Raw genomic sequence first — 16,367 nt, forward strand, 5'->3', positions numbered from 1 at the left:
CCCGGCGCCCCCCCAAAATTCGCCCGTTTCCCAACCCATCCCACCCCTTGGGGCGGGGGCCCCGGGCGGGCGCCCCCCGCCACCCCGGGCGACCGCGCACCGCGCGCGGCCAACCGGGGCCGAGGCCGCCGCCTGCGCACGGACGGCTGGTGGGCGCTGCTGTTCGTCGGGCCGCTGCTGATCGGCGTGCTGGTGTTCTACATCTGGCCGATCTTCCGCAACGCCTACTTCAGCTTCACGACGTGGGGCGCGTTCGGCGGCGCGACCTGGAGCGGGATCACGAACTACCAGCAGATGCTGGCGGACCCCGACTTCTGGCGCGCGATCCTCAACACGCTCATCTACGTCGTCATCCTCCTGCTCGGCATCCCGCTGGCGGTCTGGTTCGCGGCGCTGATCAACCGGCCGGGGCTGCGGTTCGCCGCCGCGTACCGCACGGCGTTCTTCCTGCCGTACGTGGCGATGCCCGCCGCCATCTCGATGGTGTGGCGGATCATCTTCAACGGCGACTTCGGCGTGATCAACTACTCGCTCTCGCTGATCGGGATCAAGGGGCCGAACTGGCTGAGCACGGAGTGGTTCGCGCTCTTCGCCGTCGGCGTCGTCGGGGTGTGGATCTCGCTCGGGTTCAACCTCATCGTGCTCTCGGCCGGCATGCGCAGCATCCCGCCGGAGATGTACGAGGCGTCCTCGATCGACGGCGCGAGCCGGGCCCGGCAGTTCTTCTCGATCACCGTGCCGCTGCTGACCCCGTCGATCTTCTTCGTCTCGGTCATCACCGTCATCACCGGGTTCCAGCTGTTCGACCTGCTCTACGCGCTGATGGGAACGCAGAACCCGGCGATCAACCAGACGCAGTCGCTCGTCTACCTGTTCTTCGCCCACCAGCAGACCGGCGACAACGGCTACGCCGCGGCGGTCGGCGTCGCCATCCTGGTGCTGGTCGGCGCGTTCACGATGCTCCAGTTCCGCATGCAGAAGAAGTGGGTGAACTATGTCTAGCTCGGTGATCGCACGGCCTCGGCCGCGGGCCGGCCGCACGCGCGGGAACGGCCTGACCCACGCGGTGCTCATCGTGGCGTCGCTGCTGATGATCTTCCCGTTCGTCTGGCAGATCCTGATGTCGCTGGCGACGAATGCGCAGGTCACCTCCGTGCCGCCGACGGTGTGGCCGGGGACGCTGCACTTCGAGAACTTCGCGCACGTCTTCGACCAGCTCCCGTTCCTCAACCAGCTCTGGGTGTCGGTGGCCGTCACGATCATCCGCACGGTCGGCCAGCTCCTGCTCTGCTCGATGGCCGGCTATGCCTTCGCCCGGATGGAGTTCCCGTTCCGGCGGACGATCTTCGCCCTGGTGCTCGCCATCCTGATGGTGCCGCCGCAGGTCTACCTGCTGCCGCAGTACCAGATCGTGCAGGGCCTCGGCTGGCTCAACACCATCGCGGGCATCGCTGCGCCCGGGATCTTCAGCGCGTTCGGCACCTTCCTGATGCGGCAGTTCTTCCTCGGCCTGCCCGACGAGCTGGCCGAGGCGGCGCGGCTCGACGGAGCGAACCACTTCCAGGTGTTCTGGAGGGTGATGCTGCCGCTGGCCAAGCCCGGGCTGTCCGCGCTGGCGATCATCACGGTGCTGGCCTCGTGGAACGACCTGCTCTGGCCGCTCATCGTGGCGACGGACTCCACCCAGATGCCGCTCGCGCCGGGCATCGCCACGCTCACCAGCCAGCGCTCCATCCCGGACTACCCGCTGCTGCTCGCGGCGAGCCTGCTCGCGATGGCGCCGGTCCTCATCCTCTTCCTCCTCATGCAACGACGCGTCATCGACGGCATCGCGTTCTCCGGTCTGAAATGACGCAGGAGACCGAGGCGACGACGCCAGAAAGGCACACACCGTGAACACCCTTCGAGTCGGCCTGATCGGGGCCGGCGGCATCTCGCGCGTCCACGCGGACGGCTGGCGGGCGCTCGGCGCCGCGGTCACCGTGCACTCGCACGAGGGCGCAGAGGCGCTCGCCGCGCAGTACGGCTTCGCCGTCGCCGGCGACCTCGACGCGCTGCTCGCCGCGAGCGACGTCGTGGACATCGTGACCCCGACCACCAGCCACGCGCCGCTGGCCCTCGCGGCGATCCGCGCAGGCAAGCACGTCATCTGCGAGAAGCCGCTCGGCTCCTCCGTCGAGGAGGCCAGGGAGGTCGTCGAAGCGGCGCGGGAGGCCGGCGTCCGGCTGTTCCCGGCTCACGTCGTGCGGTACTTCCCGGAGTACGCGGCGGTGCAGCGCGAGATCGCGGCAGGGCGGATCGGCGAGCCCGCTGTGCTGCGGTTCGTGCGCGGCGGCGAGGCGCCGAAGGCGGGCACCTGGTTCCACGACGAGGCCCGGGGCGGCGGGATCGTGCGCGACCAGATGATCCACGACCTCGACCAGGCGCTCTGGCTCGCGGGCGACGTCGTCCGCGTGTACGCGGTCCAGAGCGCGCCGGGCGGTGACGCCGCCGAGCCGCACACGGTCACCGCGCACGTCGTGCTGACGCACGCGACCGGCGCGATCAGCCACCTCCAGGGCACCTGGGGGGCGCGCGGACTGCCGTTCCGGACCAGCGCAGACCTCGCCGGCTCCGCCGGCACGCTCGCGATCGACTCGACGCGGACGCCGAGCCGGGTCGACATCCCGTCGGCGCACGAGGCGGACGGCTACCTGCCGCCGCCCGTCCACGCCGAGAGCCCGTACACCGCGCAGCTCCGCGACTACGTGGCGGCCATCGCGGAGGACCGTGCCGCCAGGGTCACGCCGGAGGACGGCGTGCGCGCCGTCGCGCTGGCCGAGGCGGCGATGGAGTCGCTGCACAGCGGCCTGCCGGTCGAGCTGGACCTGGCGTCGGCGTCGGCGTCGGCTGAGGCGATGGTCGGCGCATGACCGTCCCGATCCAGGAGGAGAAGACCGTGGGGATCCCCGAAGGCCGCCCGCTGAAGGTGGCAGTCCTGTCCTTCGCGCACACGCACGCGATCGGCTACTGCCGCGCGCTCTCGGGCCGCGCGGACATCGAGCTCGTCGTCACCGACCCGGACGGCGCGTCGGCGGCGGACGCCGCCCTCCGCGGCAGCGCGCTCGCCGAGCAGCTCGGCGTGCGCTACCTGCCGACGTACGAGGACGCGCTCGCCTGGGGTCCGGACGCCGTGATCGTCACGGCCGAGAACGTCCGCCACCGCGCACTCGTGGAGGCGGCCGCGGCGGCCGGAGCGCACATCCTGTGCGAGAAGCCGCTGGCCACGACGGTGGAGGATGCCGAGGCCATGCTGGCGGCGGCCGAGCGGGCCGGCGTCACTCTGATGACGGCGTACCCGGTCCGGTTCGCGCCCGCGTTCGCCGACCTCCTGAACCGGGTGCGCGGCGGCGCGCTCGGGACGCTGCTGGCGGTGAAGGGGACGAACAACGGCAAGGTGCCCTCCGACCGCGCCTGGTTCACCGATCCAGCGCTCGCGGGCGGCGGCGCGCTGGTCGACCACGTCGTGCACTGCGCCGACCTGCTTGACGCGCTGCTCGGCGAGCAGCCGGCGACGGTGCACGCGGTCGCCAACCGCATCCTGCACCCGGAGGCGTCCGTCGAGACCGGCGGCCTGGTGACCGCGGTGTACGCGAGCGGCGTCGTGGCGACGATCGACTGCTCGTGGAGTGTCCCGGACGCCGCGCCGACCTGGGGCGGCCTGACGTTCCAGGTGACGGGCACGCGCGGCTCGGTCACGATCGCGCCGTTCGCGGAGCACGTCGGCGGCCAGACCGGCGACGGGCCGGTGTGGGTCTCGACCGGGGACGACCTCGACGCGGCCATGCTCGCGGAGTTCGTCACCGCTGTGCGCGCGGGGCGGGCGGCGGTCCCGGACGGGACCGTGGGGTTGCGGACCCTTCAGGTCGTGGACGCGGCACGGCGCTCGGCGGCCGCCGGCGGGGTGGTGACGCTAGTCGGCTGAGCACCCCTCGACGGGTGCGGTGCTCACCGATCACGCGCGATGACCGAGAAGTCCATCCCGCCCTGCCCCACGTCGATCGCCCGCTGCAGCTCCGCCGCGACGAGCGCGACGGCCGGCAGCGGCACGTCCGCGGTCGCGAGCATGAGGCGGGTGTCCTTGGCGAGGGCGTCGGCGGTGAACTGGGCGTCGTCGTAGTCGCCTGCCGTCACGAGCGGGCCCTTCGTGGCGGCGAGCGGGGCGATCGCGGTCAGGGAGAGCGTGGCGAGCACCTCGTCGTCGGTGAGTCCCGCGGCGCGTCCGAGGCGCAGCGACTCCGACAGGGCCTCCATCGAGATGGCGAGCGCGAGGTTGGCCACCAGCTTCGCCGCCGTCGCCGCCGCGGGCGTATTAAAGGTGCGCAGCTTCTCCTGGTCGGCCCACAGGCCGACGACGCGCTTCGCCTCGCGCGCCGCGTCGTGCTCGCCGCCGACCAGCACCGCGAGCGATCCGGCGCGGGCGGGGGCGAGCGAGCCGACGACGGGGGAGGCCACGTAGCGGATGCCGAGGACGGCGGCGCGGGCGGCGAACTCCGTCGCGTCGGCCGGGGAGACCGTCGTCACGTCGATCCAGAGCGTGCCGGGGCGCCACGGCAGGTCCGCGTCCAGCAGCGTCTCGCGCACGGCCTCCGGGCCGAACAGCACGCTCACGATCGTGCCCGCGGCGGCGACGGCCTCTGCGGCCGACCCCGCGACGTGGGCGCCGCGGCGGCCGATGGTCTGGGCCGGCTCCGGTGAGCGGTTCCAGACGGTCACGGTGTGGCCGGCGTCGATCAGGTGGGGGACGAGCTCGCGGCCCATCCGGCCGAGCCCGAGGAATGCGATGTCCATAGCGCCACTCTCCACCGCCGGCCGCACGGACGGAAGCCGGAACGCCGATCAGACTTCCGGCAGCAGCGCCCGCTGCCGCGACAGGAACTCCCGCTCGCTGTCGTTCGCGCACAGCCGCACCGCCTCGTCGTACTCGGCCGCGGCCTCCTCCGGCCGTCCCGACCGGCGCAGCAGCCCGGCGCGGATGCCGTGCAGCAGATAGAACGACGCCAGCTCCTCGCGCAGCGGCTCGATCGCCGTCAGCGCCGGCCCGGGACCGACGGCCTCCGCCACCGCGACCGCGCGGTTGAGGGCGACGACGGGGGAGGGCTGCACCCGCAGGAGCTGGTCGTACAGGGCGACGATCTGCCGCCAGTCGGTGTCCTCGGCGCGCGCGGCGTCGTCGTGCACCGCCTGGATCGCCGCCTGGAGCTGGTACGGTCCCGGCCGTCCGGCGACGAGGCAGCGGCGCACGATCGCGTGACCCTCGGCGATCAGCGCGTCCTCCCAGCGGCCGCGGTCCTGGTCGGGGAGGGCGACCATCGACCCGTCGCGATCCAGGCGGGCGGGACGGCGGGCGTCGACGAGCAGCAGCAGGGCGAGCAGCCCCTGGGCCTCCGGCTCGTCGGGCAGCAGCGCCGTCAGGAGGCGCGCGAGGCGGGTCGCCTCACCGCAGAGCTCCTCGCGCACCAGCCGGTCGCCCGCGGTCGCCGTGTACCCCTCGCTGAAGATCAGATAGACGACCGCGAGCACGGAGCCGAGCCGTTCCGGCAGGTCGGCGGCGGCCGGGACCCGGTAGGGGATCCTGGCGTCCCTGATCTTCGCCTTCGCGCGCGAGATGCGCTGGGCGAGCGTGGCCTCCGGGACCAGGAACGCCCGCGCGATCTCGGCGGTGCTGAGCCCGCCGAGCAGCCGCAGCGTCAGCGCCACCCTGGCGTTCGGCGCGAGCGCGGGGTGGCAGCAGGTGAAGATGAGCCGGAGGCGGTCGTCGGGGATCGCGCCGGTGTCGGCGGCCTCCACCGTGGAGGCCAGGGCGAGCAGCGCCGTCGCCTCCGCCTCCCGCTCCCGGCCGACGGCCTCGCGGCGCAACCGGTCGATCGCGCGGCGACGGGCCGTGGTGATGAGCCACCCCGCCGGCGCGGGCGGGAGGCCGTCGACCGGCCAGCGCGCGACGGCGACGGCGAAGGCCTCCTGCACGGCGTCCTCCGCACGGTCCAGGTCGCCGAGGGAGCGGTAGAGCACGGAGACGGCGCGGCCGTACTCCTCGCGGAAGATCGAGTCGATCGCTCCGGAGGAGACGGCCGCGCCATCCCTGTCGTAGCTCACGCGAACGGCCGCACCTCGATCGGCAGCGTCGTCGCGACGGCGAGACGCCTGCCCCACTCGAGGGCGGCGTCGAGGTCGGGCACGTCGACGATGGTGAAGCCGCCGAGGTGCTCCTTGCCCTCCGCGAACGGGCCGTCGGTGATCATCACCTCCGCGCCGGCCGGCCGCAGGACGGTCGCCGACTGCGGCGGCAGGAGGCCGTTGGAGAACACCCAGGCGCCGGCCGCGCGCATCTCGGTGTTGAGCGCGTCGAGGTCCTCGCCGATCGCGGCGAGGACCTCCGGCTCCGGGACGGGCCCGTCGGGCTGGTAGACGCTGAGCAGGTACTGGGACATGATCGTGATTCCTTCCTCTCACCGTCCATACGAACGGGAGGGCGTCATCTCGACATCATGTCGCGGAAGTCGCCACCCGCTCCAGCTTCGCGACGCCGATCTTCGAGTCCGCCATGCCGTAGAAGACCCAGTCGACGCCGTCCACGCGCTCGATCGCGGTGGGGAACACGACGTTCGGCACGATGCCGCTCCGCTCCTCCTCGGTCTCGGCGCTCAGCAGCGGCTCCTCCGTCCGCCGGATCACCCGCCACGGCTCGTCGGCGTCGAGGATCATCGCGCCGGCGGAGTAGTTGACGTGCTTCTGCTGGTCGACACCGCGCTCCAGTCGCCCCGTGACGCCGTGGTGCAGCAGCAGCCAGCCCTCCGGCACCCGCACCGGGGCCGGGCCTGCGCCGATCTTCAGCTCCTCGAACGGGAACTCCGGACCGGCGAGGAAGCGGTTGTGCCGCCACCGCGTCAGCTCGCCGATGTCCTCGCGCACCGCGGCCAGCGGGATGAACGCGATCCAGATGCTGGGACGCTTCTCCTCCAGCCCCGTCGGCGGGTGCGCGCCCTCGCCGTCCCTGACCTCGCCGAGGTCCCACACCGGCCGGTGCAGCACGGCGAGGCTCTCCACGCCGTCCGGCCCGGTGACCGGCTCGGGGAAGAACACCGTGTCCTTGTTGTGGAACAGCGCCAGGTCGACGCCCAGCTCGTCGTCGTACTCGAAAGTCACCGGGCCGAGCCGCTGCCACGACCGCAGGTCGGCCGAGACGGCGACGGCGGTGCGCGGGCCGAGCGGGCCGTACGCGACGTAGGTCATCACGTGGAGGCCGAGGGCGGGCACGAACGTCGTGCGCGGGTCCTCCACGCCGGAGTTGCGCCGGCCGCGCTCGAAGTCGCGGTCGGGCGCCAGCACGACGCCCTCCCGCTCGACGCCGACCGGCACGCCGTCCTCGACGACCACGCGGGCGAGGCCGACTCGGGACACGTTGCCGCCGGCGACCAGCCGCGGCAGAAGGTACAGCTCGCCGTCGGCGTCGCGGCCGGACGCGGGGTTCAGCACGCCTTCCGCCTCGAGCGGCTCGCCGGGATCGGGAGTCATCACCACGCCGGCGCGGGTGAGGCCATACGGGAAAGGCGCAGTGGGGAAGGGCTCAGTCACTTCGTGACCTCCTTGTAGACATAGAGTTCGCGCTCTCCGCGGGGAGCGTCCCAGCCTTGCGCGAACGACCAGCGGCCGTCCACCTTCTGCAGGCCGCCCCAGGCGAGGGAGCCTCCGCGATGGAGGCCGAGCTGGGTGAACGGGGCGTCGGTCGAGTAGTGCGCCTGGGCTGCGGCGAAGTCGCCGTTCTCGTCGGCGTAGAAGAAGTCCAGCACGAGGTCGTCCCCGCGCACGACGGCGCAGGCGACCTCGAACAGGCTGCCGGGCAGCGGCGACAGGTCGAGGTAGGGCTGCTCGGCGAAGGTCCAGGAGACCAGGTCGTCGGAGTGGCCGATCATCGGCCGGCCGCCGCAGCCCTCGGAGAGGAACATCAGGTACTCGCCGCCGATCCGCACGGCACGGCCGTGCTCGTCGCGCGGAATGACGGCGCCCTTCGCCCAGTCCTGGGAGACCTCGAGCGGGACCACCAGCCCGATCTTCTCCCACGACACCAGGTCGTCGGAGACCATCCCCATGATGTCGACCGCGATGTCGCCCGCCTCCGTGCGCCGGTTGGCGTTGTAGAAGAGCACGTAGCGGCCGTCGGCCTCGTAGACCTTCGGGTCCTCGCAGCCGAGCGGCTCGTTGGGCAGCGTCGGGTAGACGACCGGGTTGGCCGGGTCGTCGTGCCACACCCCGTCGCGGAGGACGGCGTGGCCGATCCGGCTCGCCAGCGACTCCATGCGCGGCGATGCCCGGTAGAAGAGGTGCAGCTCCCCGTCGCGCTCGATCATCGACGGGTTGAAGATCGCGCTGCTCGTCCAGCCGACGCCGGTGGGGTCGTCCCACTGGCCGTCGAGCCGGAAGGTCAGCGACGGGTCCCGCTCGAACGGGCCGATCGCCCAGTCCGGCGGGTCGACGTAGTTCGCCGAGAAGTGGTCGGTCGAGATGTGGTCGGTGAGGGCGTTGGCGTGACCCAGCGCCTCCTCGTAGCTGAGGCGGAGGGCGTCGGTAAAGGCGGCGTCCACTTTTCTCCTTGTGTTCGGTGCGGGCGGCTCAGCCCTTGACGGACGAGCCGATGTCGGTTGAGGTGAAGTAGCGCTGGAAGACGATGAACAGCACCACCACGGGCACGGCCAGGACGACCGCTCCGGCGAGGATCGCCCCGAACGGGTTGGCCGTGGAGGCCGCGACCGTGCTGATGTAGTTCGCCAGCGAGACGGCCAGCGGTTGCAGGCTCGCCTCCTTCGTGATCAGGAACGGCCAGAGGAACTCGTTCCAGGGGCCGATGAAGGTCAGCAGCAGCACGGTCACCAGCGCGGGTCGCACCAGCGGGAGGGCGACCCGCCAGAGCAGCGTGAACTCCCCGGCGCCGTCCACCCGGGCGGCGTCGAACAGTTCCCGCGGCAACTGCAGGAAGTACTGCCGGAAGATGAGCACCGCCGCCGAGTTGATGGCGTACGGCAGGATCATCCCCAGATAGTTGTCGCCCAGCCCGTAGTTGCGCGCGATGAGCACGTACAGCGGGATCATCAGGAGCTGGAACGGGATGGTCTGCACCAGCAGAGCCAGCGCGAAGGTCACCCCGCGCCCCCGCCAGTGCAGGATCGACAGCGCGTACCCGGCGAGCACCCCGAACACGACGGTCCCCAGCAGCACGCCGCCGGTGAAGATGCCCGAGTTGACCAGGCCCTGCAGGAGGTTGATCCGGGAGTCGATCGCCGCGTAGTTGTGCAGCGTGATGTTGGCCGGATTGGGGAACGCCCCCGCGACGGTCGTGTCGGGCGACGCCTGCAGCGACCCGATCAGCATGTAGTAGAAGGGGAACAGGAAGGCGAAGGCGCCGATCGTCAGGACGACCCCCCGCAGGATCGCCTGCGGTCGGCTCAGCCGCACGGAGGCGGCCATGTCACGGCGACGGCGCTTCCTCGGGGCGCGCGGAGTCTGCGGCGCCGGTTCGGCGCCTGTCGGCTTGAGGGTGGTCATGACTCTCGTCCTCCCGCGAATCGGTTCTGCAGCCAGGCGATGATCAGCACCACGATCACGAGCACGACGCCGATCGCTGAGGCGTAGCCCGGGTGCCCCTGCTGGATGCCCTGCTGGTAGATGAGGAGCACCGGGGAGGTCGAGTGGCCGTCCGGGCCGCCGCCTCCGGTGAGGAGGTACGGCTCGGTGAACATGTTGGCGCCGGTGATGGTGGCGAGCAGCAGCACGAGCACGGTCGCGGGCCGCACGCCGGGCACGGTGACGGAGAAGAACTGCCGTACCCTCCCTGCGCCGTCGGTCGCCGCCGACTCGTACAGTTCGCGGGGCACGTTCTGCAGCGCGGCGAGGTACAGCAGGATGTAGAGGCCGAGCTGCTTCCAGGTCACGTAGATCGCGATGGTAGGCATGGCCAGCACCGGGTTGATGAACCACGACGGGTTCGGGGCGAGCGGGCCGAGGATCTGGTTCACCAGTCCGGAGCCGTTGAACAGGAACAGCCAGACGCCGATGATCGCGACGCTCGCCGTGACGTACGGCACGTAGTAGCTCACCCGCAGGAACGTGCGGAACCGGGTGATGCCGTTGAGCCCGCTCGCGAGCACCAGCGACAGCACGACCGTCAGCGGCACGTTGATGATCAGGAAGATCCCGACGTTGCCGAACGACTGCAGCACGGCAGGGTCGGTGAAGGCCTGGATGTAGTTCTGGAACCCGACGAAGGGCTCGGCGACCTGGGCTCCGGGGGCCGCGAAGAAGTAGTCGAAGAACGACATGTAGACCGCGTAGATCAGCGGGTACGCGAAGATCACCAGGACGAAGATCAGGTACGGCGCCGCCAGCAGCCAGCCGAGCGGGTTGGTGCCGAGGATGCGCTGCAGCAGCGGCTTGCGTCGCCGCGGGGCCGCCCCGGCGGCGGGCGTGGTGCCCGCCGCCGGGGGTGCGGAGAGGGTGCTCATGATTACTTCTGAGCCTGGAGCTGGTCGATCTTCTGCGAGGCGGCCTTGAAGGCGTCCTCCACCGTGCCGGTGCCGTTGATCACCGACTTGGAGTACGCGTCGCGCAGGGCCTGGAGCTGGGCGATGGTGTTGACGCCCGTCGGGTCGTCAGCGGTCCGCTCGCTCTGGGCGCCGAACTCCTTGTACGCCGGGTGCGAATCGAAGTAGCTCGCGTACACGCTCGACACGTTGGAGCGGATCGGCATCTGGCCGGTGACGTTCAGCAGCTGGCCGTCCTGGTCCTTCGAGGTGGCGTACTTGATGACGTCCCAGGCCGTGCCCTGGTTCTTGCAGGACGTGTACATGCCGATGTTCTTGGCATCCGGGAAGGTGTACGTCTGGTCGGCCGACTTGCCGTCCTTGGTCGGGACGGGGACGGAGCCCCACTGGATCTTGTTGTAGACCGCGATCGCCCACGGTCCGACGATGGCCATCGCGGACTTGCCGTCGGCGAAGGCGTCGCCCTGGTACTGCTCCTTGCCGGCGAGGCCGTCGGCGTAGATGCTCTTCCAGAAGTTGGCGACATCCACCGAGTCCTGGCTGGTGATGTTCGACTTGCCGTTCTCGATGAAGGTCTTGCCGCCGGTCTGCGCGGCCAGCAGGGGCAGGTAGTCGAAGTTCGGCTGGAAGAACTCGCTGGTCGGGGCCGGGTAGATCGCGTACGGCGCGGCGCCGGACGACTTGATCTTCTGCGCCGCGGCGATGAACTTGTCGTAGGTCGACAGGTCGGGGCTGTTCGGGTCGATGCCGGCCTTCTGGAAGATCGCCTTGTTGTAGAAGATCATCACCGGGTTCTGCTTCCACGGCATCTGGAAGAAGTCGCCGTTCGGCGACTTGTACTGGTCGGCGGTCGCGCCGCTGCGGCCCTGGATGTACGAGTTGCCGTCGGGGAACTTCGACAGGTCGACCAGGCCGCCCTGCTTCTCCCACTGACCCGTCGCGGCGGGCAGGTTGTTGAACACGAGGCAGGGGGTGGTGCCGGCCGTGATGGCGGCGCCGATGACCTCTTCTGTGCTCTTTCCGGCCGGGACCTCCTGGGCCTTGATCTGCTCCTTGGGGTGTGAGGAGTTCCAGGAGGAGACCATCGACTTGCCCCACTGCACCTCCTGCGGGTTGTTGGAGTACCAGATGGTGATCGGGCCGTGCGCCTTCATGGCGTCGGTCTGACCGCCTCCGCTGCTGGAGCCGCACGCGGCCAGGGTGCCGGCGACGAGGCCGGCGCTGATGACGGCGACCGCGAGTCTGCGGCCGGTGATGCGTTTACGCATGTTCTGTGCTCTTTCTCGTGATTTCAGTGACGCGATGGTGACGCCGTGGAGGCGCGCACCACCAGCCGGGCAGGGGGCAGGGCGACGTCGGCAGGCTCGCCCTGTTCCACCAGCCGCAGCAGTGCGGTGGCGGCGGCGATGCCCCAGCCGGCCGGGTCGTTGTCCAGGGTCGTCAGGCTCGGATAGATGTAGGTCCCGATCTGGGAGCCGTCGAGCCCTGTGATGGACAAGTCCTGGGGGAGGCGGAGGCCGCGTTCGTGCGCGACCCCCATTCCCGCGATCGCCATCGGGTCGTTGCCGTAGACGATGGCGGTGGGCGGCTCCGCGGAGTCGAGGAGCGTCTTGGTGGCCTCCGCGCCCTGTTCGGGCGAGAAGTCGGTGGGGACGATGACGGGGTGGAGCCCTGCCGAGCGGATCGCCTGCTCGAACCGCTCCCGGCGGAGGAGGCCGTGCAGCATCCGCTCGTCGCCCGATACGTGCGCGATGCGCGTGTGGCCCAGTTCGAGCAGGTGCGCGACGAGCTCGTCGATGCCCGCGTCGTAGTCGCGCGTGATGACAGGGAACGGGCTGCCGCCGGCCGGCTCGCCGAGCGAGACCGCCTGCGAGCCGAACTCCTGTACGAGCGCGAGACGGTGGTCCTCGGCGAGGATGTCGGTGAGCAGGAAGCCGTCGACCCGCTTGTCGAGCGCGAGCCGCTCGTAGGCGCGGGCCTCCGCCTCGTGGTCGGGGACGACCGTCAGCACGAGCACCTGGCCGCGCTCCGAGAGCACCGTCTCGACGCCCGCGATGAACGCCGCGAAGAACGGGTCCACCTCGATGGTGCGGGCGGCGCGGCGCAGGATGAGCCCGAGCGCGTAGGCACGTCGGGTGGTGAGCCCGCGGGCGCTCGGGTTGGGGGTGAACCCGAGCTCCCGCGCGGTCGCGAGGATGCGCTCGCGGGTCTCCAGCGCCACGCCGGGCTTGCCGTTGAGGGCGAGGGAGACCAGTCCCTTGCTCACGCCCGCCGCCCGCGCGACGTCGTTGATCGTGATGTCGGCCGGCGTCACCGCGGCACCACCGTGGTGAAGCCGCCCGGCACGATCGTGACGGTGCCGTTCCCGTTCAGCGGGATCGGCGCACCGACCTGGCGGCCGGAGGCGTCGTAGCGGGTCGCGAGCACGGGGCCGGAGGAGCCGAGGTGCTGCACGGCCGTGCCGGTGGTGGCGTTGACGTAGACGTCAAGCCGGCCGGTGCCGGTCAGGCCGAGGTGCGAGACCTCCGGCTGCACGAGCACGGCGTCGAGCCGGGCCTGGCCGCTCACCCGCGCGGTGATCGTGGTCGCGCCGGCGGGAGCGGAGACCGGGAGGGTCTGCGGCAGCAGGAACACCGTGGTGGGCGCGATGCCCTGGGCGCCCGGACGCACGTTCTGGCTGGAGCCGAGCTGCACGGTGCGGTTGCCCGCGCTCGCCGTCCAGGCCGTCGTGCCCGACCCGCTCGTCGCGGTGCCGTCGGGGCCGAGGTCCTCGATCGGGAGGATGCGCGCGGCCGGGTGGCCGGCGGGCAGCGTCATCGTGACGGTCGCCCCGGTCGAGGCGGAGACGTACGCGCCGCCCGACCAGTTCGCCGAGCCTGTCCACGCGGACGGCGGGGTGACCACGGTGGCGGGGCCGGTGAGCGCGCCCTTCTCGGCCTCCACGACCTGGAGGCCGTCGGCGGCGGAGCGGTGCGTCAGGGCCAGTGCCTCGCGCTTGATCGCCGGGTGGGCGTCGAGCGCGAGCATGCTCAGCTCGGTGTGGATGACCGACTCGGCGCCACAGTTGTGGTTGACGCTGGCGTCGCCGCCGATGCCGTCGACGCAGACGCCGGTGGACGGGTCGTACACCGGCACGCCGGCCGGGTTGGCGCCGAAGTACCAGGCAGCCTGGGCGCCGGCGAGGGTGGCGAGGCCGGTCGAGCCGGTGGCGTCGGAGGCCGCGACCAGGGCCTCGACCCGGGAGTCGACGCCGTAGGCGATCTGCGACTGGTCGGCCGGGGTGGGCGTCCAGCCGTTGTCCGGGCCGCCGCTGGCGAGGAGCTGCGGGGTGAAGCTCGCGAGGTCGGTGTTCGCGGCGCTCTGCAGGCTGCCGTCATGGAGCTGCGTCGCGGCGGCGGTCAGCGCCGCGGGCGCCATACCGCCCCAGGCGTGCCAGAACGTGGGCGAGTTGGCCTCGGGGAGCAGCGCGCCGAACGGCCACTGGCCGGTGCCGCCGGAGGACAGCCCGGCGATCCCCTTCGCGTAGCGCTGGAGGTCGGTGCGCGCCTGGGTGTCGCCGGGCGCCGCGGCCGTGTATGCGCTCAGGCCGAGCACGGCCTCCGCCGTCGGGGCCGCGCTGTTCGTGATGAGCCAGCCGGGGACCGTGACGCCGTTCGCCTGCACGGTCGTGCCGTAGTTGGCGAGCGACTGACGTTCCAGGGAGCGCAGCGCGAGGTTCATCCGCTGCTGGAGGAAGGACGCGAACGCCGGGTCGGACTTCTGGAAGCCCGCGTAGCCCTCGCCGAGCGCCCAGACGGTGCGCGCCAGCCAGTAGGACTCGCCGGAGTCGCTGGGGTTCGGGTTGTCGGCCGGGATGGCGGACGGGTTCAGGGTTCCGTCGTGCTGCTGCCAGAGCACCACGTTGCCGGCGTTCGGGCCGGAGTCGACCTGCAGGTAGGTCAGCTCGCGCAGCAGTTCGTAGGCGGACGCGCGGCTGGCCGCTGTGCCGTTCTGCTTCCAGTCGCGGAGGTAGACCACGGCGGAGCGGGAGATGTCGTCGGCGTCGAAGGTGCCCTGCGCGTAGTAGCCCTTGGCGGCGTTGGTGATGGGGCCGCCGCCGACGCGCGTGAAGCTGCCGTCGGCGTTGCGGTTCGCGTACACCCACGGGGCGCGTGCGGTCGGCTCCTGGCTCTGCTGGTACGTGGAGTGCCCCGCGACCCCGGGAAGCAGAGGCACGTCGTCCAGGAGGAAGTTCAGGTGGGCGAGGTTCGTCAGCGCCGCGTTGGATGAGGGGGTGGCGGCGGCCGTGGCCGCGGGAGTGGGGGAGGCGTTCGCCGGGGCGGCGATCACCGGTACGAGCGCGGCGGCGGCGAGGGCAGCGCCCGTCGCTGCGGCGAGGAGTCGATTCCGCTTCATTGCGTGTCCTGTCTCTGTGCTCCGATGGGGGAAAGAGCGATAAGCCCGGTGCCGCCCCCAGAACGGGTGACGTCTAAACCGGTTTAAAGGACGGTAGCCGCGCTTTTCGGATCTGTCAACGGGATGACCCCCAGGTCCACCCCCGGGGTCTTGTGCCGCTCTGCGCCCGCGACGAGACTGGGGCGACCGGCCGCCGACGTCCGGCCGGGTCACGACCGAGGAGGAAAAGTGGAGTACAAGGACATTCCGACCAAGGCCGACATCGAGAGGATCGCGGCGCTCCGCGAACCGGGTTGCGTCAGCATCTACCTGCCGACCGGCACGACGCCGCCGGAGGCGGACAAGGCCCGGATCGACCTCAAGAACCACCTCGCCCTCGCGGTGAAATCGCTCGAGGCGATGGGCGTCGATCGCCACCGGATCGCCGCCGTGCGGGCCGAGGGCGAGGGCATCCTGGAGGACCGCGACTTCTGGCGCTACCAGTCGCGCTCGCTCGCCGTCTTCCTCGACGGGGAGGTCGCCGAGACCTTCCGCCTGCCGAACCGCCTGACCTCCGCGTGCGAGGTCGCCGACCGCTTCTACATCAAGCCGCTGCTGCGCGCCGTGACCTTCCCGCAGTCGGCGCTCATCCTCGCGCTCGCGCAGAACTCGGTGCGCCTGATCCGCGTGGACCCGGAGCTCCCGCCCGCGCTGGTCGAGGTCGAGGGGATGCCGAAGGACGTCGCCGCCGCGGTCGGCAAGACCTCCATCAGCGGGCGAGCCGCCGAGGGCCGCATCCAGGGCTCCGAGGGCCAGAAGGTGCGGATGCTGGAGTACGTGCAGGCGATCGAGCGGGCGCTGCACCCGCTGCTGGCGAGCTCCACCGAGCCGCTGATCCTCGCCGCGGCCGAGCCGCTGACCGGGATCTTCCGCGGAGCGACGGACTATCCGCGGCTCGTGGACGACGTGATCGCGGGCAACCCGGAGGAGAAGACCGAGGACGAGCTGGCGACGGCCGCGCGCGTCGTGCTCGACCGGCTGTACGCCGGCAAGATCGACGCGCTCAAGGAGGACTTCTCCAGCCGCATCGCCGGCGGAACGGCCCTGGTGGACCTGAGCGACATCGCCCGCGCCGCAACCTACGGCGCCGTGGAGACGCTCGTGTTCGACATCGACCGGCGGGTGCCGGGGTCGCTGGACGACGAGACCGGCAAGATCGCGTACCTGGACGACGACACGGCGGGCAACTACGGCGTGGTGGACGAGATCATCCGCCGCTCGCTGGCCTCCAAGGCGAAGGTCTACGCGCTGCGCGCCGAGGACGTCCCCGGCGGCGGAGCCGTCGCCGCGGCCGTCCGCTTCCCCGTCTGACCCCTCGCCGAAGGGCACGTAAACGCCCCTAAAACCGCGTTTTAGGGG

The 16,367-nt window shown here is 71.4% G+C and carries 14 protein-coding genes and 1 pseudogene; 5 read left to right on the forward strand and 10 right to left on the reverse strand.

Annotated features, from left to right (window positions below; all coding sequences use genetic code 11):
• From ACFQ9V_RS09635 to ACFQ9V_RS09650, 4 genes and pseudogenes are all read left to right on the forward strand, one after another.
• A partial coding sequence (locus ACFQ9V_RS09635; protein ID WP_382458945.1) for a carbohydrate ABC transporter permease occupies positions 1–1,002 on the forward strand: 1,002 nt, incomplete at its 5' end.
• The gene (locus ACFQ9V_RS09640) at positions 995–1,852 is read left to right on the forward strand and encodes a carbohydrate ABC transporter permease (protein ID WP_382458946.1); all 858 of its coding nucleotides are present in this window, start codon (positions 995–997) and stop codon (positions 1,850–1,852) included. The genes ACFQ9V_RS09635 and ACFQ9V_RS09640, both read left to right, overlap by 8 nt.
• Before the next feature lie 28 nt (positions 1,853–1,880).
• Positions 1,881–2,912: pseudogene (locus ACFQ9V_RS09645) on the forward strand (Gfo/Idh/MocA family protein); the annotation flags it as partial.
• Positions 2,909–3,964, forward strand: a complete 1,056-nt coding sequence (locus tag ACFQ9V_RS09650; protein ID WP_382458947.1) for a Gfo/Idh/MocA family protein — start codon at positions 2,909–2,911, stop codon at positions 3,962–3,964. The pseudogene ACFQ9V_RS09645 and the gene ACFQ9V_RS09650, both read left to right, overlap by 4 nt.
• A gap of 23 nt (positions 3,965–3,987) precedes the next feature.
• Here ACFQ9V_RS09650 and ACFQ9V_RS09655 read toward each other — a convergent pair whose 3' ends face one another.
• The 10 genes from ACFQ9V_RS09655 to ACFQ9V_RS09700 all read right to left on the reverse strand — a co-directional run bounded on the left by ACFQ9V_RS09655 (position 3,988) and on the right by ACFQ9V_RS09700 (position 14,969).
• Positions 3,988–4,830 (reverse strand): NAD(P)-dependent oxidoreductase, encoded by an 843-nt coding sequence (locus tag ACFQ9V_RS09655; protein ID WP_382458948.1) that lies wholly within the window; start codon positions 4,828–4,830, stop codon positions 3,988–3,990.
• A gap of 48 nt (positions 4,831–4,878) precedes the next feature.
• The gene (locus tag ACFQ9V_RS09660; protein ID WP_382458949.1) at positions 4,879–6,135 is read right to left on the reverse strand and encodes an RNA polymerase sigma factor; all 1,257 of its coding nucleotides are present in this window, start codon (positions 6,133–6,135) and stop codon (positions 4,879–4,881) included.
• On the reverse strand, positions 6,132–6,470 hold the full coding sequence (locus ACFQ9V_RS09665; protein ID WP_382458950.1) for a YciI family protein: 339 nt from the start codon (positions 6,468–6,470) through the stop codon (positions 6,132–6,134). The genes ACFQ9V_RS09660 and ACFQ9V_RS09665 overlap by 4 nt, the downstream gene beginning before the upstream one ends.
• A gap of 55 nt (positions 6,471–6,525) precedes the next feature.
• Positions 6,526–7,554, reverse strand: coding sequence for a glycosidase (locus tag ACFQ9V_RS09670; RefSeq protein WP_382458962.1), 1,029 nt, complete (start codon positions 7,552–7,554; stop codon positions 6,526–6,528).
• 56 nt (positions 7,555–7,610) lie between these two features.
• Positions 7,611–8,621 (reverse strand): hypothetical protein, encoded by a 1,011-nt coding sequence (locus ACFQ9V_RS09675; protein ID WP_382458951.1) that lies wholly within the window; start codon positions 8,619–8,621, stop codon positions 7,611–7,613.
• A 28-nt stretch (positions 8,622–8,649) separates the two neighbouring features.
• Positions 8,650–9,501, reverse strand: a complete 852-nt coding sequence (locus tag ACFQ9V_RS09680; protein ID WP_382458963.1) for a carbohydrate ABC transporter permease — start codon at positions 9,499–9,501, stop codon at positions 8,650–8,652.
• 74 nt (positions 9,502–9,575) lie between these two features.
• Positions 9,576–10,535: a carbohydrate ABC transporter permease gene (locus ACFQ9V_RS09685; protein WP_382458952.1), complete on the reverse strand. Its 960-nt coding sequence runs from the start codon at positions 10,533–10,535 to the stop codon at positions 9,576–9,578.
• Between the two features lie 2 nt (positions 10,536–10,537).
• Complete coding sequence (locus tag ACFQ9V_RS09690) at positions 10,538–11,842, reverse strand: ABC transporter substrate-binding protein (protein ID WP_382458953.1); 1,305 nt, start codon at positions 11,840–11,842, stop codon at positions 10,538–10,540.
• 23 nt (positions 11,843–11,865) lie between these two features.
• Positions 11,866–12,888 carry a LacI family DNA-binding transcriptional regulator gene (locus ACFQ9V_RS09695; protein ID WP_382458954.1) on the reverse strand — a complete coding sequence of 341 codons (1,023 nt, stop codon included), beginning with the start codon at positions 12,886–12,888 and terminating at the stop codon, positions 11,866–11,868.
• Complete coding sequence (locus ACFQ9V_RS09700; RefSeq protein WP_382458955.1) at positions 12,885–14,969, reverse strand: hypothetical protein; 2,085 nt, start codon at positions 14,967–14,969, stop codon at positions 12,885–12,887. The genes ACFQ9V_RS09695 and ACFQ9V_RS09700 overlap by 4 nt, the downstream gene beginning before the upstream one ends.
• A gap of 228 nt (positions 14,970–15,197) precedes the next feature.
• Between ACFQ9V_RS09700 and ACFQ9V_RS09705 the strand changes: the two genes are divergently transcribed.
• A complete protein-coding gene (locus ACFQ9V_RS09705) occupies positions 15,198–16,319 on the forward strand; it encodes a hypothetical protein (protein WP_382458956.1) in 1,122 nt (373 codons plus the stop codon).
• Positions 16,320–16,367 lie beyond the last annotated feature (48 nt).

The sequence above is a fragment of the Leifsonia sp. NPDC056665 genome, assembly GCF_042791795.1.
Taxonomy (GTDB): Bacteria; Actinomycetota; Actinomycetes; order Actinomycetales; family Microbacteriaceae; genus Leifsonia.